Annotated in this window: 20 protein-coding genes; 7 read left to right on the top strand and 13 right to left on the bottom strand. The window is 41.8% G+C overall.

Annotation, left to right across the window (positions count from 1 at the left end; all coding sequences use genetic code 11):
* Window positions 1–20 precede the first annotated feature (20 nt).
* The 3 genes from rseP (at window position 21) to ADF68_RS09500 (ending at window position 4,638) form a co-directional block, all read left to right on the top strand.
* Window positions 21–1,277 carry an RIP metalloprotease RseP gene (gene rseP, locus ADF68_RS09490; protein ID WP_049549598.1) on the top strand — a complete coding sequence of 419 codons (1,257 nt, stop codon included), beginning with the start codon at window positions 21–23 and terminating at the stop codon, window positions 1,275–1,277.
* A 17-nt stretch (window positions 1,278–1,294) separates the two neighbouring features.
* Window positions 1,295–3,148, top strand: coding sequence for a proline--tRNA ligase (locus ADF68_RS09495; RefSeq protein WP_049549599.1), 1,854 nt, complete (start codon window positions 1,295–1,297; stop codon window positions 3,146–3,148).
* Window positions 3,149–3,258: 110 nt separating this feature from the next.
* A complete protein-coding gene (locus ADF68_RS09500; RefSeq protein ID WP_049549600.1) occupies window positions 3,259–4,638 on the top strand; it encodes a glycoside hydrolase family 1 protein in 1,380 nt (459 codons plus the stop codon).
* Window positions 4,639–4,714: 76 nt separating this feature from the next.
* On the opposite strand, the gene ADF68_RS09505 is transcribed toward ADF68_RS09500, so the two are convergent.
* The 13 genes from ADF68_RS09505 to ADF68_RS09565 form a co-directional block, all read right to left on the bottom strand.
* On the bottom strand, window positions 4,715–5,389 hold the full coding sequence (locus tag ADF68_RS09505; RefSeq protein WP_049549601.1) for a rhomboid family intramembrane serine protease: 675 nt from the start codon (window positions 5,387–5,389) through the stop codon (window positions 4,715–4,717).
* Window positions 5,373–5,912, bottom strand: a complete 540-nt coding sequence (locus ADF68_RS09510; protein ID WP_049549602.1) for a 5-formyltetrahydrofolate cyclo-ligase — start codon at window positions 5,910–5,912, stop codon at window positions 5,373–5,375. The genes ADF68_RS09505 and ADF68_RS09510 overlap by 17 nt, the downstream gene beginning before the upstream one ends.
* A 3-nt stretch (window positions 5,913–5,915) precedes the next feature.
* Complete coding sequence (locus ADF68_RS09515) at window positions 5,916–7,046, bottom strand: N-acetyldiaminopimelate deacetylase (protein ID WP_049549603.1); 1,131 nt, start codon at window positions 7,044–7,046, stop codon at window positions 5,916–5,918.
* Window positions 7,047–7,107: 61 nt separating this feature from the next.
* Entirely contained in the window at window positions 7,108–7,806 is a 699-nt protein-coding gene (dapD, locus tag ADF68_RS09520) for a 2,3,4,5-tetrahydropyridine-2,6-dicarboxylate N-acetyltransferase (protein WP_049549604.1), read from the bottom strand.
* 84 nt (window positions 7,807–7,890) lie between these two features.
* On the bottom strand, window positions 7,891–8,802 hold the full coding sequence (locus ADF68_RS09525) for a DMT family transporter (protein ID WP_049549605.1): 912 nt from the start codon (window positions 8,800–8,802) through the stop codon (window positions 7,891–7,893).
* Window positions 8,803–8,885: 83 nt separating this feature from the next.
* Window positions 8,886–11,378 carry a penicillin-binding protein PBP1B gene (gene pbp1b, locus ADF68_RS09530; RefSeq protein WP_075230746.1) on the bottom strand — a complete coding sequence of 831 codons (2,493 nt, stop codon included), beginning with the start codon at window positions 11,376–11,378 and terminating at the stop codon, window positions 8,886–8,888.
* Window positions 11,379–11,527: 149 nt separating this feature from the next.
* Window positions 11,528–12,424 carry a UTP--glucose-1-phosphate uridylyltransferase GalU gene (galU, locus tag ADF68_RS09535; RefSeq protein ID WP_161800102.1) on the bottom strand — a complete coding sequence of 299 codons (897 nt, stop codon included), beginning with the start codon at window positions 12,422–12,424 and terminating at the stop codon, window positions 11,528–11,530.
* A gap of 25 nt (window positions 12,425–12,449) precedes the next feature.
* Window positions 12,450–13,466, bottom strand: a complete 1,017-nt coding sequence (locus ADF68_RS09540) for an NAD(P)H-dependent glycerol-3-phosphate dehydrogenase (protein ID WP_049549607.1) — start codon at window positions 13,464–13,466, stop codon at window positions 12,450–12,452.
* Between the two features lie 190 nt (window positions 13,467–13,656).
* The gene (locus tag ADF68_RS09545) at window positions 13,657–15,315 is read right to left on the bottom strand and encodes an ABC transporter permease (RefSeq protein ID WP_049549608.1); all 1,659 of its coding nucleotides are present in this window, start codon (window positions 15,313–15,315) and stop codon (window positions 13,657–13,659) included.
* Window positions 15,305–16,396: an ABC transporter ATP-binding protein gene (locus ADF68_RS09550; protein WP_049549609.1), complete on the bottom strand. Its 1,092-nt coding sequence runs from the start codon at window positions 16,394–16,396 to the stop codon at window positions 15,305–15,307. The genes ADF68_RS09545 and ADF68_RS09550 overlap by 11 nt, the downstream gene beginning before the upstream one ends.
* Before the next feature lie 12 nt (window positions 16,397–16,408).
* Window positions 16,409–17,455 (bottom strand): ABC transporter substrate-binding protein, encoded by a 1,047-nt coding sequence (locus ADF68_RS09555; protein ID WP_049549610.1) that lies wholly within the window; start codon window positions 17,453–17,455, stop codon window positions 16,409–16,411.
* Window positions 17,456–17,568: 113 nt separating this feature from the next.
* Window positions 17,569–18,339: a response regulator transcription factor gene (locus tag ADF68_RS10705; protein WP_080979412.1), complete on the bottom strand. Its 771-nt coding sequence runs from the start codon at window positions 18,337–18,339 to the stop codon at window positions 17,569–17,571.
* Complete coding sequence (locus ADF68_RS09565) at window positions 18,332–19,981, bottom strand: sensor histidine kinase (RefSeq protein ID WP_049549611.1); 1,650 nt, start codon at window positions 19,979–19,981, stop codon at window positions 18,332–18,334. Before ADF68_RS09565 ends, ADF68_RS10705 begins: the two co-directional genes overlap by 8 nt.
* Window positions 19,982–20,130: 149 nt before the next feature.
* Between ADF68_RS09565 and leuS the strand changes: the two genes are divergently transcribed.
* The 4 genes from leuS to ADF68_RS09585 all read left to right on the top strand — a co-directional run bounded on the left by leuS (window position 20,131) and on the right by ADF68_RS09585 (window position 24,638).
* Window positions 20,131–22,632 (top strand): leucine--tRNA ligase, encoded by a 2,502-nt coding sequence (gene leuS, locus ADF68_RS09570; RefSeq protein WP_049549612.1) that lies wholly within the window; start codon window positions 20,131–20,133, stop codon window positions 22,630–22,632.
* Between the two features lie 344 nt (window positions 22,633–22,976).
* Entirely contained in the window at window positions 22,977–23,390 is a 414-nt protein-coding gene (locus tag ADF68_RS09575) for a YjdF family protein (RefSeq protein WP_049549613.1), read from the top strand.
* A gap of 121 nt (window positions 23,391–23,511) precedes the next feature.
* Complete coding sequence (locus ADF68_RS09580) at window positions 23,512–24,204, top strand: GNAT family N-acetyltransferase (protein WP_049549614.1); 693 nt, start codon at window positions 23,512–23,514, stop codon at window positions 24,202–24,204.
* A gap of 11 nt (window positions 24,205–24,215) precedes the next feature.
* Window positions 24,216–24,638: a GNAT family N-acetyltransferase gene (locus tag ADF68_RS09585; protein WP_049549617.1), complete on the top strand. Its 423-nt coding sequence runs from the start codon at window positions 24,216–24,218 to the stop codon at window positions 24,636–24,638.
* Window positions 24,639–24,749: the final 111 nt, after the last annotated feature.

Below are 24,749 nucleotides of genomic sequence, written 5' to 3' on the forward strand. Positions count from 1 at the left end.
GAAAGGTGAACAGAAATTAAATGATAGGATTACTAACATTTATTCTAGTCTTTGGAATTATCGTGGTGGTTCACGAGTTCGGCCATTTCTACTTTGCTAAAAAGTCTGGGATTTTGGTTCGTGAGTTTGCCATCGGTATGGGCCCCAAGATCTTTGCTCATATCGGAAAAGATGGGACTGCCTATACCATTCGTCTCCTGCCACTTGGTGGGTACGTTCGCATGGCAGGTTGGGGTGAAGATACGACAGAAATCAAGACTGGAACTCCCGCAAGCTTAACACTGGCAGCGGATGGCAAGGTCAAGCGTATCAATCTCTCTGGTAAAAAGGTTGACCAAACGGCTCTTCCGATGCAGGTAACCCAGTTTGATTTTGAGGACAAACTCTTTATTAGAGGCTTGGTCTTGGAAGAAGAGAAGACCTTCTCAGTTGATCATGATGCGACCATTGTGGAAGCTGATGGAACGGAAGTTCGTATCGCTCCCTTAGATGTCCAATATCAAAATGCGACTGTCTGGGGTAAAATGATCACCAACTTTGCTGGTCCTATGAATAATTTTATCCTAGGAGTTATCGTCTTTTGGATCTTGATTTTCATGCAAGGCGGTGTTCGTGATACGCAAACGAATAACTTCAATATTATTCCAGATAGCGCTTTGGCTAAGGTTGGTGTTGAAAATACGGCCCAAATCACTAAGGTCGGCAGTCATGAGATTTCAAACTGGGCAGATTTGATTCAGGCTGTTGATGCAGAAACCAAGGATAAAACAGCGCCTGTTTTGGATGTGACTATTGCTGAGAGTGGAACTGAAAAACAAGTCAGTGTGGCACCTCAAGAAAGTCAAGGTCGTTATATCCTGGGTGTTCAGCCAAGACTCAAATCAGATATCTGGTCTATGTTTGTAGGTGGATTCGCCTCTGCTGCTGATTCAGCTTTGCGCATTCTCAATGCTTTGAAAAGCTTGATCTTCCAACCAGATTTGAATAAGCTTGGCGGTCCCGTTGCTATCTTTAAGGCAAGCAGCGATGCTGCTAAGAATGGTCTTGAGAATGTCTTGTTCTTCTTGGCTATGATTTCCATCAATATCGGTATCTTCAACTTGATTCCGATCCCTGCGCTCGACGGTGGAAAAATCGTGCTCAACATCCTAGAAGCTATCCGTCGCAAACCACTAAAACAAGAAATTGAAACCTATGTCACTCTGGTCGGAGTTGTCATTATGGTCGTTTTGATGATCGCCGTAACTTGGAACGACATCATGCGAACCTTCTTTTAAGAATTAGAGGAGTCATTATGAAACAAAGTAAAATGCTTATCCCAACGCTTCGCGAAATGCCAAGCGATGCTCAAGTTATCAGCCACGCCCTTATGTTGCGTGCTGGTTATGTTCGTCAAGTATCTGCAGGTGTTTACTCTTACCTACCACTTGCTAACTGTGTTATCGAAAAAGCTAAGAAGATCATGCGTCAAGAGTTTGACAAGATGGGGGCCGTTGAGATGTTGGCTCCAGCCCTTCTCAGTGCTGACCTTTGGCGTGAATCTGGCCGTTATGAAACCTACGGGGAAGACTTGTACAAATTGAAAAACCGTGAGAAGTCAGACTTTATTCTGGGTCCAACACACGAAGAAACCTTCACAGCGATTGTCCGTGATTCTGTCAAGTCTTACAAGCAATTGCCTTTGAACTTGTACCAAATTCAGCCTAAGTATCGTGATGAAAAACGTCCACGTAATGGACTTCTTCGTACGCGTGAATTCATCATGAAAGATGGTTATAGCTTCCATGCTAACTACGATAGTTTGGATGTTACTTATGATGAGTACAAGGCAGCCTATGAGCGTATCTTCACTCGTAGTGGTTTGGACTTTAAAGCCATCATCGGTGACGGTGGAGCCATGGGTGGTAAGGATAGTCAAGAGTTTATGGCCATCACACCTGCTCGTACAGACCTTGACCGTTGGGTTGTTTTAGATAAATCTGTCGCGTCGTTTGATGAAATCCCTGATCAAGTGCAAGAAGAAATCAAGGCAGAATTGCTCAAATGGATGGTTTCTGGTGAAGATACCATTGCCTACTCAAGTGAATCAAGCTATGCAGCGAACTTGGAAATGGCAACCAACGAGTACAAACCAAGCAATCGTGTTGTGACTGAAGATGAAGTGGCTCGCGTGGAAACACCAGGTGTCAAATCAATTGATGAAGTGGCTGCCTTCTTGAATGTCTCTGAAGAGCAAACAATCAAGACCTTGGTTTATATGGCAGACCAAGAACCAGTTGTAGCTCTACTTGTCGGCAATGACCAACTCAATGAAGTCAAGTTGAAAAACTACCTTGGAGCAGATTTCTTTGAACCTGCAACTGAGGCAGAAGTGAAAGAATTGTTGGGAGCTGAATTTGGTTCTCTAGGACCAGTTGGTCTACCTGAAAATGTTAAAATCATTGCAGATCGTAAAGTTCAAGATAGTCGTAATGCTGTTGTGGGTGCCAACGAAGATGGTTTCCACTTGACTGGTGTGAACCCGGGTCGTGATTTCACTGCTGAGTATGTAGATATCCGTGAAGTTCGTGAGGGTGAAATCTCTCCAGATGGACAAGGTGTGCTCAACTTTGCACGTGGTATTGAAATTGGTCACATCTTCAAACTTGGAACTCGTTACTCAGCAAGTATGGGAGCAGATGTCTTGGACGAAAACGGTCGTGCAGTTCCAATTATCATGGGATGTTATGGTATCGGTGTCAGCCGTCTCCTATCAGCAGTCATGGAACAACACGCTCGCCTCTTTGTCAATAAAACTCCAAAAGGTGAATACCGTTACGCTTGGGGAATCAACTTCCCTAAAGAATTGGCGCCATTTGATGTGCACTTGATTCCGGTTAATGTCAAGGATGAAGCAAGTCTTGCATTGACAGATCGTATCGAAGAAGCTTTGGTCAACAAAGGCTACGAAGTCTTGACGGATGACCGTAACGAACGTGTCGGTGTTAAATTCAGTGACAGCGATCTGATTGGTCTTCCAATCCGTATCACTGTCGGTAAAAAAGCAGCTGACGGCATCGTAGAAGTGAAGATTAAGGCGACAGGGGATACAATCGAAGTTCACGCAGATAGCTTGCTTGAAACCCTTGAAATCCTAACAAATAAATAAAATCTATAATCAGAAGAAAAACAAGACAAAAATGTAACTAGTTTTTGCCTTGTTTTTTCTCTATAATGAGATAAAATAAACATAAAAAGAGTAAATAAAGAGGTAGAGCTATGCTAAAATTTCCAAAGGATTTTGTCTGGGGTTCCTCAACATCTGGACCACAGACAGAGGGGCGAGTGCCTGGTGACGGCAAGGGAGATAATCTCTGGGATTATTGGTACCAAGTAGAGCCAAATCGCTACTATAATGGGATTGGCCCTGACAAAACGTCGACCTTCTATGAAAATTGGGAGAAGGACATTGAACTTTTGTCAGAAACAGGTCATACAGCCTTTCGAACTTCTATCCAGTGGTCTCGTATTTTCCCACAGGGACGTGGGGAAGTCAACCCTCAAGGTGTGGCTTTCTATCGCCAGGTCTTTGAGGCCATCAAGGCTAAGGGCATTCGTCTTTTAGTCAATCTTTATCACTTTGACTTGCCTTTTGCCCTTCAAGAAGATGGAGATGGTTGGGAAAATAAGGCAACTATTAAGGCTTATGAAGACTATGCTCGCTTCTGTTTTGAGACTTACGGAGACTTGGTGGACCAGTGGATTACCTTCAATGAACCTATCGTTCCTGTGGAGTTCGGCTATTTCTATGATGCCCATTATCCTCATAAGGTAGATGCCAAAGCAGCAGTAAAGGTTGCCTATCATACCCAACTAGCCAGCACTCTTGCAGTTAAGGCTTGTCATGAAGTCTTAACTGGTTCTAAGATTGGAATTGTCCTCAACTTGACACCAGCCTATCCACGTAGCCAGCATCCTGCCGATGTAAAAGCAGCTCGCATTGCCGACCTCTTTCAGGCACAATCTTTCCTAGATCCGTCTGTTTTAGGAGCATATCCAGAAGAGTTAGTGGAAATTTTGGCTGAGCATGATTTGCTACCAGATTCTACAGCAGAAGAATTGGAACTCATTCGCCAACATACAGTCGACTTTCTGGGAGTCAATTACTACCAACCTTTACGTGTCATGGCGCCACGTTTTGCTAAGCACCCTGATAGTCCACTCTTGCCAGAACATTTTTATGAACCTTATGTCATGCCTGGTCGTAAGATCAATCCCCACCGTGGCTGGGAAATCTACGAGCAAGGGATTTACCATATTGCTCAAAATATCAAGGAAAACTATGCCAATATCGAGTGGATGTTGACCGAAAACGGCATGGGCGTTGAAGGTGAAGACAAATTCCGTGAAAATGGCATGATTCAAGACGACTATCGTATCGACTTTGTCAAAGGCCACCTGCGAGAACTTCATCGCGCTATCGAAGACGGTGCTAACTGTAAAGGCTACTTAATCTGGACCTTTATCGATTGCTGGTCATGGCTCAACAGCTATAAAAACCGTTATGGTTTGGTCGAGCTTGATCTTGAAACGCAAGAACGACGCCTGAAAAAATCAGGTCACTGGTTCAAAGAACTCAGCGAAAATAATGGGTTTTAAACTACTTTTCAAATAGATTCAAAAAAACCATTGGACCTCAATTCTTTTCGAGTTTTTCCAATGGTTTTTCTTGTTCTTATAATAGTCCGATAAAAAGTAGTAAAGCTGATAAAGCAATAAAGGCTAGGGTTGCTATACCACGTTGGCCTGGGCTATAAATCTTTCTTTCGCCTCGAACTGGGAAGACAATGGCAAGAAGAGCACCACCCACGGCACCACCTACATGTCCAGCAAGGCTGATTCCAGGTATTAAAATACTACCCACTAGGTTAATCACTAAGAGGGAGAGGTAGGATTGACCTAGTTGTTGGAGATAGGGATTGCGTGAAGCATATCGGAGAACAACAATTGAGGCAAACATACCGTAGAGGGCAGTTGAAGCACCTGCAGTAATAGCATTGGGACTAAAAACTAGGACAAAGAGATTTCCCATCATACCTGATAGAAGGTAGATAAAGAAAAACTGTTTGGAGCCAAAGATTTGTTCCATCTGACGTCCTAAGAAGTAGAGGGATAGCATATTGACTAAAAAGTGCTCCAAGCCAATATGGACAAAGGTTGCCGAGAATAAGCGCCAGATTTGTTCAGGCATGGCCTTGATAGCAGGGGGATACACAGCTCCGAATTTATACAAGGTGGCTGCGCTGGTATAGTTGAAACCACTGGTTAGAAACATGAGTATAAAAACCAGGGTTGTCACGACTAGAAAGAAGCTCGTGACAGGATACCGACGATCAAAAATTTCTTTCATAGATGAGTACCTCCTCAACAGGAATATCGTAGTGCTCAGGTTGAAAATTCTGAATCTGACATGGATAAATCGTACTAATTGTATGACCTGGGAAATGCTCCAAGTAGCGGTCGTAGTAGCCACCACCGTAGCCAACCCTATATCTTGAAAGATTGAAAGCCAAACCAGGGACATGAATCAGGTCAATCTGAGAGGGTTCAAGGATTGTGAACTCTCCTTGAGGTTCAAGAAGTCCAAAAGAATTTCTTTCGAGTTTCTCTGGTTCATATAGAACAAAGTCCATTTTCCCATGTGGATAGGTTTTGGGAATGCGGAGTGTCTTCCCATCTTTTTGAGCTTGTTCAATGAGTCTAGCTGTCTGAAATTCATGAGGAAAAGACAGGTAAGTGGCGATGGTTTTTGCTTCCTTGTAGAAAGGATGTTGAAGGAGCTGCTCAGTCAACCAAGCGTCCATGACTTCCTTTTCTTCGGCTGATAGAGATTTGAGTTCTTGCAAGACCTGCTTGCGTAAGTTTTTTTTCATAGTTTACTCCGCAGCTTTCTTGGCTAAAAAGCTTGATACAGCCTCGACACCGACAGCCAGAGCTTCTTCCTTAGGACTCATCTTTGGATGGTGAAGAGCATAGGGACTATCAATTCCAAGCCAGAACATGACACCAGGAACCTTGGAGAGAAGATAACCAAAGTCTTCTCCTGTCATGGCAGGTTCGATGTCGATTAGTTCAATTCCCTCTTTTTCATCAAAGAAGGCCATCAATTCCTGGGCTAATTCAGGGTTGTTTTCGACAGGTAGGTAACCTCCCTGCTTGAGTTCAACTTCCACATCCATATCAAAAGCAGCTGCGACACCTTCAGCGATGGCTTTGACACGTTTTTGCACCAAGAGGCTCATGTTGTGTGTAAGAGCTCGGATGGTTCCATGCAAGAAAGCTGTATCAGCGATGACATTATTGGTTGTACCAGCTTGAAAAACACCGAAAGTGACGACAGCTCCCTCGATAGGATCAACATTACGGCTGACGACTGACTGGACTTGAGTGATAAAATAACTCGCAGCAACCAGAGCGTCGTTTGCTTGGTGTGGAAAGGCAGCATGCCCCCCTTTACCTTTGAAACGAATCTTGACTTCGCAAGTTCCTGCAAAGAGTGTATGGGTATTGGTCGCAACTTGTCCAACTTTTAAGTCTGGACGAACATGGAGTCCATAGAATTGGTCAGGCAACCAGTCTTCAAAAGCTCCATCCTCATACATGAGCATGCCACCTGCTTCATTTTCCTCGGCAGGCTGGAAGAGAAAGAGGAGATTGTTTTTAGGTTGGTTTTCTAGAGCACGTTCGAGACTTCCTAGGGCAATGGTCATGTGAAAATCATGTCCACAAGCATGCATACGGTCTGGGTGCTGAGAGGCAAAAGGAAAGCCTGTTTGTTCAACGATTGGGAGTCCGTCTATGTCTGTCCGCCAGCCAATGGTACGTTCTGGCTGACTTCCCTGCAAGTAAACTAAAATACCTGTTCGCCAAGTACGAATCTGAACAAAATCCTTGTCAGCTGTTAATTTCTCAATGACATTGAGTAAATAAGCGTGAGTCTTGACTTCTTCTAAACCGATCTCAGGAATTTGGTGAAGATCACGTCGAGTGTGAATCAAATCTAACATATCTAATTTCCTTCTACTGATACGATAAAGAGGCTGGAAAAATTTCCGCCTCTGTTACTAATTACAAGGTGCGAAGCGCATCTTCTAGCGCTGTTTTTTGTTGGGTTTGGCTATCGATTTCTTTGATAACACGAGCTGGAACACCAGCAACCACAACATTTTCTGGAACATCTTGAGTAACGATGGCACCTGCTGCAACAACAGAACCGTTACCGATTTGAACACCTTCGATAACCACAGCGTTAGCACCGATGAGAACATTGTCACCGACACGAACAGGCTCTGCACTAGCTGGTTCGATGACACCTGCAAGAACAGCGCCGGCACCTACGTGACTATTTTTACCGACAATAGCACGTCCACCCAGAATGGCTCCCATATCAATCATAGTACCAGCACCGATTTCTGCACCGATATTGATAACAGCTCCCATCATGATAACAGCGTTGTCGCCAATCTCAACCTGGTCACGGATGATAGCGCCTGGCTCGATACGAGCATTGATATCACGTTTATCAAGGAGAGGTACAGCTGAGTTACGGGCATCTTGCTCAACAACATAGTCCTTGTTTTCTGTTAATCCTTCAAGAAGTGGAGCGATATCTTTCCAGTCTCCAAAAAGAACATTCCCAAGCTTGATAACAGAGGCAGGGATAGATCCGGCAAGTTGTCCTTCAAAGGTCACTTTTACACTTGTCTTTTTCTCAGCATTTGCGATAAATTGGATAATTTCTTGTGCATTCATTTTTGTAGCAGTCATAGGGGTCTCCTCATTCTTTATAATGCTTACTATTCTACCAAAAAAGGCTTCAAAATTGAAGCCTTAAGTGTTAAAAGAAGGTGTTTAATTATTTGATTTTGATTCTTCGATGGACAAGAAAATCATAGGAACGATAATCAAAATCATGGCCAGTACCAAGAAACCATCCAGAACCATGCCAAGGAAAAGAACGCTTAGAATAGCAGAGGATAGCGGTTCGCTTGCGCTGACGACTGACACCACTAATGGGGAAACGAGGGAGACAGCCTTCATCGATAGGAAAAAGGCAAAGGCAGTTCCCAAAAAGGCGATGGTCAAACAAATCAAGATACTGATGGCATCAACCTGGAAGCTAATCTCATAAACAGGGTAGAGAAAATTACTAAAAAGGCCCGCGATAATCATTCCCCAACCAACAGTTGGCACAAATCCGTATTTTTTTGCAAAGCGTTGGGGTAAGATGACATTGAACATGACACCTAGAGCACTGAGAAGGCCCGTAAGTAAAGCCAGTGGTGTAATAGATAATTTGGATAGATCGCCTTTGGTAGCCATCAAAAAGACCCCAACCATAGCGATCAAGACATAAAAAATAGCACTTTTAGAAGCTTTTTTCTTGTAGATGATGCGATTGTAAAAGAGGATAAAGACAGGACTGATAAACTGAAGGATGGTTGCAGTTGTCGCATTAGAGTATTCTACACAGAGATAAAAGAAAAACTGTACAGAGAAGATCCCTAAGATAGCATAGGCAAGGAAAGGAAGGTAATTGTTTCGATTTCTCCAGATATCAAAGAGCTGGGATCGGAGTTTAAGGCTAGATAAGATGATTACGAAACTACCTGCGACGAGTAGACGCATAGAAGTAATCCACCCTGAAGATACTTGATAATGTGAAAAAAAGTACTCTCCTAAAATTCCGCAGATCCCCCAGATCAAGCCAGATAGGAGAGAATAAATGGTTCCCTTAAAAATATTCTTTTGATATTTATTCATGTTGCTATTGTACCATGAAATGAAAAAAGAAAAAAGAGAGTGGAGAAAAATCATTTCTTTCCCACTCTCAATGATTGTACTAGTTAGCGCTGTTGATTGCTGCTTCTATTATTGGAACTAGAGCTACTGCTCCCGTTACTATTAGAAGTATTATTACGATTATTATTGTTATTGTTACTACTATTGCTATTGTTCGATGAGGAAGAAGATGCTTTAGGCAGACTTCCTAAAATGGTGTTCCAAGCATTTTGGTAGTCAGAATCGCTTCCACCAATAGCGAATTTATAAGTAGTAGTCGGCGCGCCAGCTTGGTTTGCCCAGTAGCTAGTCACCGTTTCTCCGCTCAGATTAATTTCTTTTCCATTAATAGTCACCTTCCCTGGCTTTTGACCAGTTGATTTGAGGACTTGTGATGAAGTGACACTTGAATCGAGTTTGAAACGTTCTGAACCCCAAGCAGAAGGGGCTGCTTGCTGAATGGCATTTACCAGATGAGCCATATATTTTGCATTGCGGTAGTAAGCTCCCTGGGCTAGAGGACTGTTATCATCATGTCCAACCCAGCCTCCAAGGGTTAATCTTGGAGTAGAGACCATTAGCCACATATCCCCTTCTTCATTGGTTGTACCAGTTTTTCCGATCCAGTCAGCACCTGCTAGACTGGAATTGATAGAAGTCAGATCCGTTTGGAAACTTGTAGTGACTCGAGATGAAAGCACATCTCTTAGCAAACTCTGCATAATGGTTGCAGTAGCTTTAGAGTAAACTTGGATGGGTTTAGCCTGATGTTCATAGAGAACCTCACCACTCGTTTTCTCAATTTTTGAGATCATGTATTTCTTATGATAGGTACCATTGTTAGCTAGCGTTTGGTAGCCATTGGTGTGCTGGGCTACAGTAACTTCAATTCCTCCCCCCATAGGTAGACTTTCGATGCCGTATTCAGGGATTTCATACCCCATCTTTTCCATGTAGGAACGAACATCAACCCCTTTTTGAAGAAGTAGCTGATAGGTCCAGTAGGCTGGAATGTTCCAAGAATAATTCAGAGCTTCTTTAAGGTCTATCATTGCTGTACCTGGGTTATTAACGTGCATGATAGGATTCCCGTTGGAAAAATTGGTTGGATAGTTTGATAAGATACTAGCGCTTCCCATGAGCCCTTGGTCAATAGCAATACCGTAGGCCAAGAGTGGCTTGGTAGTGGAGGCAGGGGAACGTTTGGTATCGAAGGCGTGATTGTTTTGATTGGTCTGATAATCTCGCCCACCTACAAAACCTAAAATCGCCCCAGTTTGATTGTCCATCAAGACATTCCCAACTTCAGGTTGCCCTGAACTATCATCTAGCAGGTAGCCGTAATTTGCTACCGCATCTTGCATGGCAGTATGGATTGCTTTGTCAATTGTAGTTGTGATACGGTAACCACCATTTTGAATTTCTCTTTCAGCTAATTCACGATAAGATTTCTGGATAGATTCGTTCTTTAATTCTTGGGCAGAAACGTTATCTTTCTGTACCAAGTAATCATACATAATATTGGTAGCCTCATCTAGCACAGTGAAGTAGAGGAAACCTTTAGAACTAACGCTGGCATTTTCTGCTGACAAGAAATCCTGTTTAATGTCGTATGCTTTATAGGTTTCGTAGTCTTCTTGGCTAAGAACTCCAGTTCTGTACATATTGTAGAGAACATCTTTTGAGCGCTTGATTCCAAGTTCAATATCTTCTTCGCTCTTCATCTCACCAGTAGACTCATAAGGTGAGTAGGAAATAGGGCTTTGTGGTAAACCTGCTAGGAAAGCTGCTTGAGGGATGGTCAGTTTGCTAGCATCCACTCCGAAAATCCCAGTCGCAGCCTGCTGAGCCCCTGCGATATTTTGCCCCTTGTTATTGCGACCAAAAGGTGCAACATTTAGATAGGTAGTCAGGATTTCATCCTTATTCATAGCACGTTCTAGGGCTAGAGCATCTACGATTTCACTAGCTTTACGAGAAAGTGTAGGAGCATCACCGACTACTTGTTGCTTGATGAGCTGTTGTGTTAGGGTAGAACCTCCACTGGAAGAACCAAGTCCGATGAATTTTCCTAGACTGGCGCGAATAACCGCTTTAGGAACAACACCGTTGTGCTCAGCAAAGTGTTCATCCTCGGTTGCAACGATAGCTTGCTTGAGATTATCTGAAATGGCATCTGATGACACAGATGTGCGAAGTAGATCGCTTTCAATAGCGCTAATCATGGAACCATCTGCATAGCGGATTTCAGAGATGGATGAAATATTATTGACCTGCTTGATCAAATCCTCCGTTTGAGGGACACTAACTTGATCAAAGAGAGAAACAGCATACCCCAAAACAACTCCAGTCCCGAGGAGACCGCCAATAAAAGCTAGGATAAAAAGAGTGTTAAAAGTTGCTTTTATTCCAAGTAAGATATTGGCCAAAATAGTCCAAATGGTCAGCTTTGTTTTGACTTTCTTATTTTTATCTGGACTTTTTTTGGAAGTTATTAATTTTAAAGACCGAAGTAAGGCCAGTCCTTTTTGTTTGATTCTTGTTACATGTTTGTTCATAGAATTCCTCACTCTTTATTATTATACCATAAAAGCAATTATTGCAAGAAATTAGGCTTAGAACAGGGCTTTGGATAGGGATTGGGTCTTGAGATTTAGACATTGAAAAAAGCCAGATTTAAACTAAATCTGACTGTTTGACAAATTGTTTATTTGTCTCCTGAAAGTTCTTTTCCAAGATCAATCAAGTAGTCCTTCAAGTGGTCTTTGACTTGTGGATGTTTGAGAGCGTATTCGATGGAAGTCTTCATAAATCCAAACTTGTCTCCAACATCATAACGAGCACCCTTGAATTCACGAGCAAATACTCGTTGAGTTTTGTTGAGAGTATCGATGGCATCTGTTAGCTGGATTTCATTTCCGGCACCAGGTGTTTGATTTTCAAGGATACCGAAAATCTCTGGTGTGAGGAGATAACGGCCAATAATGGCTAGATCACTTGGTGCGTCTTCAGGTGCTGGTTTTTCAACGAAGGTTTCAACGCTGTAAAGTCCATCTTTGCCTTCTCCTTGAGGAGCGATGACACCGTAGGCGGAGACTTCTTCGTGTGGGACAGGCATGACAGCGATGGTAGAAGCGTGAGTTTCTTCGTAATCATTCATGAGTTGCTTGGTCAATGGGACAGCCTTGTCATCATTGATATCCATGAGGTCATCCCCAAGCATAACTACAAAAGGTTCATTCCCAACAAAGGCTTTGGCTTGCAAAACGGCATCTCCGAGTCCGCGTGGGTGAGTTTGACGGATGAAGTGGAGGCGCATGCCAGTCGTTTCGTCAACAAGTTTCAAGAGATCATTCTTTCCTTTTTCTTTGAGGTTATATTCTAGCTCAAAGTTCGAGTCAAAATGGTCTTCGATTGAGCGTTTTGACTTCCCTGTGACAACAAGAATATCCTCAATACCAGACTTAAGAGCTTCTTCAACGATAAATTGAATGGTTGGTTTATCTACGATTGGTAGCATTTCCTTAGCCAAGGCTTTGGTAGCAGGAAGGAAGCGAGTTCCAAGTCCTGCAGCAGGGATAACGGCTTTTCTAACTTTTTGCATCATGAGATTCCTTTCTAACTGTGGTTTAAGACCACTCGTTTTCTGCCTTGAACTCATTGCTCATGAGTTCAGAAACGGCATCCTTAATATTAATGTTTTCATAAATAACTTGGTAAATGGCTTGGGTAATAGGCATATAAACTCCTAGTTCTTGTGCTAATTCGTAAGCAGCTTTGGTTGTTGAAATTCCTTCAATGACCATTCCCATATTTGCTTCGATATCTGCCAAGGCTTCGCCACGCCCAAGAGCATCTCCGGCACGCCAGTTACGTGAGTGGACAGAAGTTCCTGTAACGATTAAATCCCCAACTCCAGAAAGACCACTGTAAGTTAATGGATTTGCTCCAAGTTTAACCCCCAGACGAGTAATTTCTGCCAGACCGCGCGTGATGATCGCTGCTTTAGCATTATCACCAAATCCAAGTCCATGAAGGGCACCTGCACCAACAGCGATGATATTTTTAAGAGCACCAGCTGTTTCCACTCCGATAACATCCGTATTGGTATAAAGGCGGAAGTAGTGGTTGCTAAAGAGTTTTTGAACATATTGAGCAGTTTGTAAATTTTTAGAGGCAGCCGTAATCAAGGTGATGTCGCGTACAATTGTTTCTTCCGCATGGCTAGGACCAGATACGACGACGATCTCGCTTCTAAGGTCTTCAGGGATTTCTTCTTCAAGAATGGTTGAAAGACGTTTGTGACTATTCGGTTCCAGACCTTTTGATGCGTGCATGACGACCACTTTATGATCAAGAACGGCAGCAACTTGTTGGGCAACTAGTCGTGTAACCTTGGTTGGGACAACAAATAAAACAGCATCCACATCCTTCAAGGCTACTTCTAGGTCTTGGTAGGCTACAATTTTTTCATCTAAGACAATATCCTTAAAATAGTGTTTGTTAGTATGATGTGTATTGATTTCGTTGATTTGATCAGGAATATTTCCCCAGATTCGTACTTGGTGTCCGTTGTCATTTAAAACTTGTGACAGAGCAGTACCCCAAGAACCAGGCCCTAAAACAGCGATGGTTTGTTTGTCCATATTTTCCTCCTTCTGAGAAAGCACTTTCCTATATTCTACCATAAAAAGCCCTATCTTGCATCTATATAACTAGCTAATATATGTCCTATTGATAGGAATCTGTATTTATCGAAGGTGATGATTCGGGAAAATCAAAAGTAGAGATATAAAAAAACAGCCAGGGGGAATTGGCTGTTTTAGTAGGAAAAAACTAGAGCGTAATGCTGTTATTTTTAGAAATTTTCATAAATAGTAACAAGGAAGTAACTGTTAAGATGGTGAGGATAGTAGACAAGGCTGCGGCCACACCATAATTCCCACGAAGTACTTCAGTGTAGATAGCTACGGTCATTGTTCTAGTTTTAACATTATACAAGAGAATGGAAGTAGATAGTTCCGAAATCATTGTTACCCATGAAAGGATTGCTCCTGATATGATACCTGAAAGCATCATTGGGGTTGTGATTTTAGTAAAGGTATTGAGACGGCTACTTCCCAAGCTTTCTGCTGCTTCTTCGATACTAGGGGCAATTTGTTGCAAACTAGCAACTGAAGAACGAATGGTATAAGGAAGTCTTCTGACAGATAAGGACATAATCAAGATGAAGGCTGTTCCTGTAATCATCAGGAAACCACTTCCGAAGAGGCCTGTATTGAATGAAGAGATAAAGGCAATACCAAGTACAGTTCCTGGTACGATATAAGGTACCATACTAAGACTATCGATTAAGTTGGTAAATAGGTTGCGTTTGCGAACTGCAAGATAGGATATGAAGGTCGCAAAGACAACAACGAGAACCAAGGCAAGGAGAGGAATACGAATGGTATTAAAAATAGCAGAGCCCATGCGGTTAAAAGCAGTCTTATAGCTGTTTAGTGAATATCCTTTGACGAAAACCATTCCGGATGTTTTTAGGAAGGATGTATAAATCAAGTAAACTTGAGGCAAAACAGAGAATAAGATAATGCCATAAACTGTCACATAAATAGCAGCCATCTTACCTTTTGTCGTTTTCTTAGGTTCAATTGGATGAAGCGAGTTCATACTGAAACTGTAGCGATTTGAAACGTATTTTTGGATGAGGAAGATAACTAGGGCGATTGTAATCGCCATAATTGCTAAGGCTGATGCGAAGGCAGAGTTACCCCCTACCTCACTGATAAACTGTGTATAGATCAATACTGGGAAGGTACGATATCCCTCACCAATCAGCATCGGAGTACCGAAGTCTGAGAAAGCTCTCATAAAGACTAGGAGCGCTGCTGCTAGTAAAGTTGGGACTAGGAGAGGTAAAACAACTGTTACGATTCGTTTAAAACCGAAAGATCCCATGCTTTCAGCAGCTTCCAAGAGGGAGTTGTCAATGCTCTTCATGGTTCCAGCTACGTATAGGAATACGAGAGGGAAAAGTTGGAGTGTAAAGACAAGCACGATACCTTTAAAGCCGTAGATATCAAAACCTGGCAAATGTAGTGTGTTGGTTAGAAATTTTGTGATAACTCCGTTTCTACCAAGGAGTAGAATCCAAGAATAGGCACCTACAAAGGGAGCTGACATGGATGCTATGATAATCAAGATTTGTAAAAATTTCTTTCCCTTGAAGTCATACATTGAAAAAAGATAAGCTAGCAAGGTACCAACAACGACAGAAGTGACTGTTGCAGTTACAGAAACCTTGAAACTGTTGATAAGGGTTTCAGAGTAGTACGATTTGCTAAAGAAAGTAACAAAATTTTCTAATGAGAAATGACCTTCATGTACCAGTGCCTGTTTTAATACCGTAACAATTGGATAGACCAGAAAAACAAGATAAGTAAGGAAGATGAAGAAGGAAGACGCAGTCCAGATATTTAGTTTTTTACGCTCCATGGCTGACTCCTTTTATGAGATTGCGCGAACCATCTTCAGAGAAGACATTGAGTTTTTGAGTATTGATACGCAAACGAACGCGATCTCCTTTTTTCAAATCTTCTTCAAATGTAGATTCTTCACTTACCTGAAGTTTTGAAGCAAATCCTGTCTCAATGAAGTATTCGGTATTAAGTCCAAGATAGACACTGTCAGTAATTGTTCCATCGATTGGTCCGTTTTCGTCACGGATAAATTCTTCGGGACGAATGCTGACATGAATAGCTTGTTCTTCCACCTGGTCTAGTGCTGGCATACGAAGAGAATAACCATCTTCAAAGACGATGTAAGCTCCGTCAGCTTGCTTTTCCAAACGAGCAGGGATTATATTTGTTCTACCAATAAATGTTGCGACAAATTCATTTGCTGGTTTGTGGTAGAGCTCTTTTGGACGACCAATTTGTTGAATAACACCGTCTTTCATAACAGCAATTTGGTCAGAAATGGCCATAGCTTCTTCTTGGTCGTGAGTTACGTAGACAGTGGTAATTCCAACTTCGTGTTGAATTTCGCGAATAGCCTGACGCATATCCAAGCGAAGTTTGGCATCTAGGTTACTGAGGGGTTCGTCCATGAGGAGAACGTTAGGATTAACAGCCAAGGCACGTGCTAGGGCAACCCGTTGTTGCTGGCCACCACTAAGTTTATCTGGTTTACGATCAGCATACTGGGCAATCTGCATCAACTCAAGGTATTTATTTGTTTGTTCGATGAGTTCATCTTTTGGAACTTTCTTTTGCTTGAGCCCGAATGCAACGTTATCACGCACTGTCAAATGTGGGAAAATTGCATAGTTTTGGAAAACCATCCCAATGTTTCGCTTGCTAGGTTCCATGTTGTTGATTTTAGTATCGTCGAAGTAGAACTCTCCTCCTTCGATGCTATTGAAACCTGCAATCATACGAAGTAAGGTTGTTTTCCCACATCCTGAAGGCCCAAGGAGAGTGAAAAGGCTACCCTTAGGAATGGTCACGCTTAGATTTTCGATAACAGCTACATCGTGATAAATTTTCTTGGCATTGATAATCTTGATCTCACTCATAGTTAACCTCTTTTACTGTTTAGATTGGATATCTGTAAAGACTTCGTTGTATTTCTTCACGATATCTGATTTGTTTTTGATGACATAATCATAGTCTTCAGTTAGTGTTTTAATTTGTTCGATTGGTTTCATGTTTGCGCTAGTTTTAGCATTTTTACGAACTGGACGGTTAGTAGTTGTTGTACCAAGCGTGTCTTGGACTTCTTGAGAAATGATGAAATCGATAAATTTCTTAGCGTTTTCCATGTTCTTAGCGTTTTTAATAATAGCAGCGCTAGCAGGCAGGAAGACAGTACCTTCTTTTGGATAAACAACCTTGATGTTAGCTCCGTCGTTTAGAAGTTTTACTGCGGGATCTTCGTATGAAAGGCCAACAGCCATTTCTCCATCTGCAACAGCCTTGTAAACGCCAGATGAACTTGAGCCGATTTTACCGTCAATCAAAGTAAAGAGATCTTTGACATAAGTCCAAGCTTTGTCGTCTGTATAGCCGCCCTCAGCTTGTAACATGTTTGTTAGTTGAGCAAAGGCGCTAGAAGAGTTGGCTGGGTCTGCAGTTGCGATTTTTCCTTTGAGTTCTGGTTTGATGAGGTCGCTATAACCTTCAATATTCATCCCCTTAGTTAAGTCAGGGTTGACGATCAAAACACTACCATCCAATGTATAAGGAGTTGAGTAGCCAGTTGTATTTTGATATTCTTTGATTACATTATCGTTTTCCGTTGATACGTAATTTTCAAAAAGTTCCCCGTGGGTAGCATATTGGGTATAGGAACCACCAAAGATGATATCTGCCACAGGGGCTTCTTTTTCAGATTCTAGTTTTTTAAAGAGTTCACCTGTTCCTGCTTGAATGAGTTCAACCTTGATACCATACTTTTCTTCAAAAGCAGGAATAGTTGCTCCAATCAATCCTTCTGAGTTTGGGGAGTAGACTACTAGAGTATCGCTTCCTCCATTTTCAGTTGCCTTTTCTCCTGAAGCGTCGTCAGAAGAGCAGGCAGCAAGTCCCAAAATAGCAAGTCCACACGCAGCATAATACATCCATTTCTTTTTCATGATGGATACCTCCATAGTTTTGTTACCTCTATTGTAAAGTAATGAAAGCGTTTTTAAAACTTAAAATTCTATCCTAATGGGGTAAAATTCTCTACAAAAAAGAAGAATAGTGTCTAAACTATTCTTCCAATGGCTTTTAACTCTTTTGGAGAGATATGAAAGTATTTCTTAAAAACTTTACCAAAATATTTATAGTCTGAGAAGCCGACTTGCTCAGCGATTTGACTAAGAGGAGAATCAGGACACTGGCTCATCTTTTCAACGGCTTGTTTTAAACGATACTGAAGAATGTATTCGTTCAAGGTGATAGGAAAATCCTCCTTGATAACCTTGTAGAGATAACTTTCGCTATAACCTAGATTCTCTGCAATGGTAGAAATGGTAAAGTGTTGGGAGTAGTGTTGGTGCACAAATTCGAGAATTTGTTGAATCAATTGGTTTTGAGGATTGATTTTTTGAAGAGAAGTTACAAAAGTCTGATAGTCTTGTAAAAATGGATTGGTTTGGTGTTGATCCATCTTGAGGCGCAGAGTTATTTTTTCTAAACACTCTGTTAATTCTGCGACATTTATGGGTTTTGGGAGGAAGTCCACTGCTCCGAATTGCATGGCCTTTTTAGCATTTTGGAAATCATTATAGCCTGAGAGGATCACTTTTTCATAAGAGAGTGAACGAGTCGCTTCAAACATCATAAAAGCATCCATGATGGGCATGGTAATGTCTGTCAGGACGATGTGTGGTTTCTCTTTTTGAATTAATTCCATGCCTTCTTGTCCGTGACTTGCAGTTCCAACAACTTGAATACCTAAGGCTGAGTAGTCGACGGCAATTTCAAGCCATTTTCGGATCAGGTGTTCGTCTTCGACAATGATTAACTTAAACATGCGTTCTTCCTTTCGTGATAAATTTTACCCAGGTTTCACCTTGCGGGTTCACTCCTAAATCCAATTCGACATTCTCAAAAAAGTTATTCAATCGTTTGTAACTATTGACAATACCGTGCTGTGTATGTGGACTGTCCAAGGATTCTAAGATATGTAGACGTTCTTGTTTGGTTAGACCACCAGCATTATCCTTAACGATAAAGGTCAGTGCTTCCTGCTCTTGAGTGATTTGGATAGAGATGGCAAGGTCGATACGATACTGCCTTCCGTATTTTAGAGCATTTTCCACAAGTGGTAATAGGAAAAGTTTCGGAATAGTTTGGGAATGTAGATTCTCAGAACAGTCAATCTGATAAGAAAAATGTTCAAATCGAATCTGATGGATTTTCAGATAAGCTTCGATAATCTCTAGGTCCCGTCCAAGAGTCGTTTCCTTTTCTAGTTCAGTTACACTATATCGCAGGATGCGCGTGAGATTTTGAATAAGTTCTTGAGTAATACTAGCATCAATCATACTCGTAATTTTAATGGTTTCCAAGGTATTGTAGAGGAAGTGAGGATTAAACTGAGCTTCCAGCATCTTTCTTTCAAAGATCCACTTTTCCTTCTCAATGGTCAACATCTTTTGATGGAGCTCATCCAACTCTTGGAGCATATCGGTGATTTTCTCAGCAATCAGTTCAAATTCGTCTCCTGTCTGGAGGATCAGCTTCTTGTCCTTTTTCTTAGGAATTTCCTGCAGTTGATAGACCAGACTTTCAATAGGGCCGGCATTGTGTGTCGCAATTTTATAAGCAATTCGTCTTGCCTGCCAGAAGTATAACAGAAAGATACAGAGTGTTAAGACAGAAGCAAGTCCCAGTAAACTCGGAATGGGAAAGAAAGATTGAAAGGTGTAGATTGAGAAAATCGGTTCAATTTTACGTTTTTCAATCAGAAGTGGATTTTCAACATACCAATGAGTTTTAGACTGGAGTAATTTTTCATCAAATTTTTCCAGAGTCGATTGAGTAAATTGATTGGTATTGCTAGAGTAGATGTTTCCAAAAGTATCTGTAATGGCGTATTTTGAATTGATGAGAGGGATACTGGACACAAATTCATTTTCATTTACAAAAGAAATGCTATAAGCCTTAACTCGTTGATTTTGAACGATAGGCATAATGAAGAGTGCGTAATGTTGTTTATCTATTGACAAAGCAACCTTTTCTGTAATGGTTCCTTGAATCGGATTTTGAATTAACAATTTTAAATAATAAGGAGCTAAAATAGTTTCTTGATGGTTGCGATTGGTACTAAAGAGAAGTTCTCCTGTGTCATCAAGGATGATAAAATCAGAACTGAGTTTCAGTTGAGCTTTTGTTTCATAAAATAGACTAAAGAGTTCTCGGTCAGTATGTTTACCCTCTAAAAATTCTGGGACCATTTTTTGATTCATGGTCTCCAATAATTGATAGTTCGCTTGTTTCATATTGCGAACATGTTGGACAATCTGTTGAGTGTCCTTGGTGAGCTGTTGCTTTTGAAGGAAATAGGAAAAACCAAACAAGAGAATGAGGAGTAAAAACGAGGTCGCTAAAGCAGCCAAAGAACTACGGTGAAGAATCTCTTTTTGGAGAGAATGTTTGAAAGAATGGGCCATAAATCACCTCTTATAAAGAGCTTGCTAAAGTAAGTATAGCAGTATTAAAAATGGAAGGCAAGGTGAAAAGAGAAAAGAGTTGAAAAGAAAGAGACTAAATTCCCCTAAAAATGGTATAATAGGAGCATCACGAAAATTGGAGAGACAGCATGAGTTTTTACAATCATAAAGAAATCGAGCCTAAGTGGCAAAAATACTGGGCTGACAATCACACTTTTAAGACAGGAACAGACGCCTCAAAACCTAAGTTTTATGCACTCGACATGTTCCCTTACCCATCTGGAGCAGGTCTGCACGTAGGACACCCAGAAGGATACACAGCGACCGATATCCTCAGCCGTTTCAAGCGTGCCCAAGGTTACAATGTCCTTCACCCAATGGGTTGGGATGCTTTTGGTTTGCCTGCAGAGCAATACGCTATGGATACAGGGAATGACCCAGCGGAATTCACAGCGGAAAACATTGCTAACTTCAAACGCCAAATCAATGCGCTTGGATTCTCTTACGACTGGGACCGTGAAGTCAACACGACAGATCCAAACTATTACAAATGGACGCAATGGATCTTCACTAAGCTTTACAAAAAAGGCTTGGCTTATGAAGCTGAAGTGCCAGTAAACTGGGTTGAAGAATTGGGAACAGCCATCGCCAACGAAGAGGTCCTTCCTGATGGAACTTCTGAGCGTGGAGGCTATCCAGTTGTCCGCAAGCCAATGCGCCAATGGATGCTCAAAATCACGGCCTACGCAGAGCGTTTGCTCAATGACTTAGATGAACTAGATTGGCCAGAGTCTATCAAGGACATGCAACGCAACTGGATTGGAAAATCAACTGGTGCCAATGTCACCTTCAAAGTAAAAGGAACTGACAAGGATTTCACAGTCTTTACGACACGTCCAGATACACTTTTTGGGGCGACCTTCACTGTTTTGGCACCTGAGCATGAACTAGTAGATTCCATCACAAGTCCAGAACAAGCAGAGGCTGTTGCTGACTACAAACACCAAGCTAGCCTCAAGTCAGACTTAGCTCGTACAGACCTTGCCAAGGAAAAAACAGGGGTTTGGACTGGTGCCTATGCTATCAACCCTGTAAACGGCAAAGAAATTCCAATCTGGATTGCCGACTATGTTCTTTCTAGCTATGGAACAGGTGCTGTTATGGCTGTGCCTGCCCACGATCAACGTGACTGGGAATTTGCTAAACAATTTGACCTACCAATCGTAGAAGTACTTGAAGGTGGAAACGTAGCAGAAGCTGCTTACACAGAAGATGGCCTTCACGTTAATTCAGACTTCCTAGATGGATTGAACAAAGAAGACGCTATTGCCAAGATTGTGGCTTGGTTGGAAGAAAAAGGCTGTGGACAAGAGAAGGTTACCTACCGTCTCCGCGACTGGCTCTTTAGCCGTCAACGTTACTGGGGTGAGCCAATTCCAATCATTCATTGGGAAGACGGAACTTCAACAGCTGTCCCTGAAAGTGAATTGCCACTTGTCTTGCCTGTAACCAAGGATATCCGCCCTTCAGGTACTGGGGAAAGCCCATTGGCTAACTTGACCGACTGGCTTGAAGTGACTCGTGAAGATGGTGTCAAGGGTCGTCGTGAAACCAACACCATGCCACAATGGGCAGGTTCAAGCTGGTATTACCTCCGCTATATTGACCCACATAATACTGAGAAATTGGCCGATGAGGATCTTCTCAAACAATGGTTGCCAGTAGATATCTACGTGGGTGGGGCAGAGCATGCAGTTCTTCACTTGCTTTACGCTCGTTTCTGGCACAAATTCCTCTATGACCTCGGTGTTGTTCCAACTAAGGAACCATTCCAAAAACTCTTTAACCAAGGAATGATTTTGGGAACAAGCTACCGTGACCACCGTGGCGCTCTTGTGGCAACCGATAAGGTTGAAAAACGTGACGGTTCTTTCTTCCATGTAGAAACAGGGGAAGAGTTGGAGCAAGCACCAGCCAAGATGTCTAAATCCCTCAAGAACGTTGTCAACCCAGACGATGTGGTGGAACAATACGGTGCCGACACCCTTCGTGTCTATGAAATGTTCATGGGACCACTTGACGCTTCCATCGCTTGGTCTGAAGAAGGTTTGGAAGGAAGCCGTAAGTTCCTCGACCGTGTTTACCGTTTGATCACAAGTAAAGAAATCGTTGCGGAAAACAATGGCGCTCTTGACAAGGTTTATAACGAAACGGTTAAATCTGTCACAGAGCAAATCGAGTCGATGAAATTCAACACAGCCATTGCCCAGCTCATGGTCTTTGTCAATGCTGCTAACAAGGAAGATAAGCTCTATGCGGAATACGCCAAAGGCTTTATCCAATTGATAGCCCCATTTGCCCCTCACTTGGCAGAAGAACTCTGGCAAACAGTCGCAGCAACAGGTGACTCTATCTCTTACGTAGCTTGGCCAACATGGGACGAAAGCAAATTGGTTGAAGACGAAATCGAAATCGTCGTCCAAATCAAAGGTAAAGTCCGTGCTAAACTTATGGTCGCTAAAGACCTTTCACGCGAAGAATTGCAAGAAGTGGCTCTGGCTAACGAAAAAGTTAAGGCAGAGATCAATGGCAAAGAAATTGTGAAGGTGATTAGTGTCCCTAATAAACTCGTTAATATCGTCGTTAAATAACGAGTTTATTAGCCCTATCTGCCACCTTCAATAGTCCAGTGGACTATTGAAGCCAACTAAATTGGTTAACATTGTTGTGAAATAACCAATTTATTTGCTTATTTGCAACCTCAAACAGTTCCCCAAACTGTTTGAGCCAACTAAACTCGTAAATATCGTAACGAAATAAATTTAAAAATCCTTCAGAGTAGAATCTGGAGGATTTTTAAATTGGATTATGCTATAATTAGCTCAACTAAGATAAAAACACAGTTCTGGTTGGTAGTCCAGACGTAGGCAAGCCTATCAGTAACCTTCCTCCTTGGGTTGTCCATTCTTAGGGATAGATTTAAGGAGGTGCTGTCGTGGAAACAATTTCAATTGGATTGACAGTTTATTTTGAAGATGGATTTTGGCATGGTTTGTTTGAACAAGTGTATCGAGAAACTTATCAAGTTTGTCGTGTGACATTTGGTCAGGAGCCAAAAGATGATGAAATTCTAGAGATTTTACAGACTCAGTTTACTCAATTATCTTTTAGTCCAGAAACTACAGTTAAGCAACATGTAAAAATCAAGAACCCTAAACGATTACAACGAATGGTGAGGAAACAAGTAAATCAAAAAGTTTCTTCCAAGTCGAAAGAACTATTGCAGTTGCAGTATGAGGAAAGGAAAAAGATTTCAAAACATCAATCTAGTGTCCAAAAACAATTGCTCAAACAAGAGAAATTCGAATGCAAACAGCAAAAACGTAGAGAGAAGCACAGGGGGCATTAACTCACTTGTTTCCATATTTGATCAATCCTCCATAAACTGGAGGATTTTTTGTAGATTACCTGTGAGATGTGATATACTATTCACATCTTTAAACTTATAAGTGTGAGACAAGGAGAAAACTATGCCTGTAAATGAATATGGTCAGATGATTGGTGAACCTGTAGACGATACACCTGGAGTTTTACCGTCACTTGTACGGATAGAAGGACAGTATACGATTATCGAAGCTCTTTCAGTGGAAAAGCATGCGGAGGATTTGCTGGCTGTTTATGGTCCAGAATCACCTCAAGAGATGTGGACCTATCTCTTTCAACCACCAGTAGAAAATCTTGAAGAATTAATTGTTGCTATGAAGCAGATGATTGAGCGCAAGGATCGCTTCTATTATGCGATTATCGATAAAGTGACTGGAAAGGCGCTGGGGACTTTTTCTCTCATGCGTATTGACCAAGCCAATCGCGTGATTGAAGTTGGAGCCGTGACCTTTTCGCCGGCTCTTAAACAGACCAGGATGGGAACAGAAGCCCACTATTTGCTTGCTCGTTATGTCTTTGAAGAGCTTAACTATCGCCGTTATGAGTGGAAATGTGATGCGCTAAATCTACCTTCTAGAAAAGCAGCAGAACGTTTGGGCTTTATCTACGAGGGAACCTTCCGTCAAGCTGTTATTTATAAAGGGCGTACTAGAGATACGGATTGGTTGTCTATGATTGATAAGGACTGGCCAAGGGTTAAAGCGCGTTTTGAATCGTGGTTGAGTCCAGATAATTTTGATGAAAATGGGCAACAGTTGAAATCCCTTAGAGAATGTTAGAAAGGTTTGCTATGATTAAGATTACAAAAGAAACATCTGTTTCACTTGATGATGTTTTGCATCTCTACCAGGCAGTTGGTTGGACAAATTATACAAATCAGCTCCAAATGTTGGCCCAGGCTCTGACTCATTCACTGGCCATTTATCTAGCGCGTGATGGTGAGAAAATTGTTGGTCTAGTTCGCTTGATAGGAGACGGTTTTTCTTCAGTTTTTGTTCAGGATTTGATTGTCTTGCCTACCTATCAGCGTCAAGGAATTGGCAGCACCTTGATAAAGCAGGCTTTATCCGATTATAAGGATGCCTATCAAGTCCAACTAGCGACAGAAGAGTCTGAAAAGACTCTTGGATTCTATCGTTCTCTGGGGTTTGAAGCCTTATCTAGTTTCCAGTGTACGGGCATGATTTGGGTGGACCGCAAAAAATTAAAATAATCTTTTTCACTTAAGCTAACTTTAAGTCTGCTTGTGTATCATGTAATCATTAAATAAAGACCTCCTAACTTTATTTAATAGAAATCCTAAACTTTTTTTCATCATAATCTC

Origin of the sequence: Streptococcus pseudopneumoniae, from assembly GCF_001068775.1 — a bacterium.
Lineage (GTDB): Bacteria > Bacillota > Bacilli > Lactobacillales > Streptococcaceae > Streptococcus > Streptococcus pseudopneumoniae_N.

Excerpts from the sequence above, each read along its gene's own strand:
- rseP (WP_049549598.1), top strand. The coding sequence starts at position 21 with ATGATAGGATTACTAACATTTATTCTAGTCTTTGGAATTATCGTGGTG.
- ADF68_RS09495 (WP_049549599.1), top strand. The coding sequence starts at position 1,295 with ATGAAACAAAGTAAAATGCTTATCCCAACGCTTCGCGAAATGCCAAGC.
- ADF68_RS09500 (WP_049549600.1), top strand. The coding sequence starts at position 3,259 with ATGCTAAAATTTCCAAAGGATTTTGTCTGGGGTTCCTCAACATCTGGA.
- ADF68_RS09505 (WP_049549601.1), bottom strand. The coding sequence starts at position 5,389 with ATGAAAGAAATTTTTGATCGTCGGTATCCTGTCACGAGCTTCTTTCTA.
- ADF68_RS09510 (WP_049549602.1), bottom strand. The coding sequence starts at position 5,912 with ATGAAAAAAAACTTACGCAAGCAGGTCTTGCAAGAACTCAAATCTCTA.
- ADF68_RS09515 (WP_049549603.1), bottom strand. The coding sequence starts at position 7,046 with ATGTTAGATTTGATTCACACTCGACGTGATCTTCACCAAATTCCTGAG.
- dapD (WP_049549604.1), bottom strand. The coding sequence starts at position 7,806 with ATGACTGCTACAAAAATGAATGCACAAGAAATTATCCAATTTATCGCA.
- ADF68_RS09525 (WP_049549605.1), bottom strand. The coding sequence starts at position 8,802 with ATGAATAAATATCAAAAGAATATTTTTAAGGGAACCATTTATTCTCTC.
- pbp1b (WP_075230746.1), bottom strand. The coding sequence starts at position 11,378 with ATGAACAAACATGTAACAAGAATCAAACAAAAAGGACTGGCCTTACTT.
- galU (WP_161800102.1), bottom strand. The coding sequence starts at position 12,424 with ATGCAAAAAGTTAGAAAAGCCGTTATCCCTGCTGCAGGACTTGGAACT.
- ADF68_RS09540 (WP_049549607.1), bottom strand. The coding sequence starts at position 13,466 with ATGGACAAACAAACCATCGCTGTTTTAGGGCCTGGTTCTTGGGGTACT.
- ADF68_RS09545 (WP_049549608.1), bottom strand. The coding sequence starts at position 15,315 with ATGGAGCGTAAAAAACTAAATATCTGGACTGCGTCTTCCTTCTTCATC.
- ADF68_RS09550 (WP_049549609.1), bottom strand. The coding sequence starts at position 16,396 with ATGAGTGAGATCAAGATTATCAATGCCAAGAAAATTTATCACGATGTA.
- ADF68_RS09555 (WP_049549610.1), bottom strand. The coding sequence starts at position 17,455 with ATGAAAAAGAAATGGATGTATTATGCTGCGTGTGGACTTGCTATTTTG.
- ADF68_RS10705 (WP_080979412.1), bottom strand. The coding sequence starts at position 18,339 with ATGTTTAAGTTAATCATTGTCGAAGACGAACACCTGATCCGAAAATGG.
- ADF68_RS09565 (WP_049549611.1), bottom strand. The coding sequence starts at position 19,981 with ATGGCCCATTCTTTCAAACATTCTCTCCAAAAAGAGATTCTTCACCGT.
- leuS (WP_049549612.1), top strand. The coding sequence starts at position 20,131 with ATGAGTTTTTACAATCATAAAGAAATCGAGCCTAAGTGGCAAAAATAC.
- ADF68_RS09580 (WP_049549614.1), top strand. The coding sequence starts at position 23,512 with ATGCCTGTAAATGAATATGGTCAGATGATTGGTGAACCTGTAGACGAT.
- ADF68_RS09585 (WP_049549617.1), top strand. The coding sequence starts at position 24,216 with ATGATTAAGATTACAAAAGAAACATCTGTTTCACTTGATGATGTTTTG.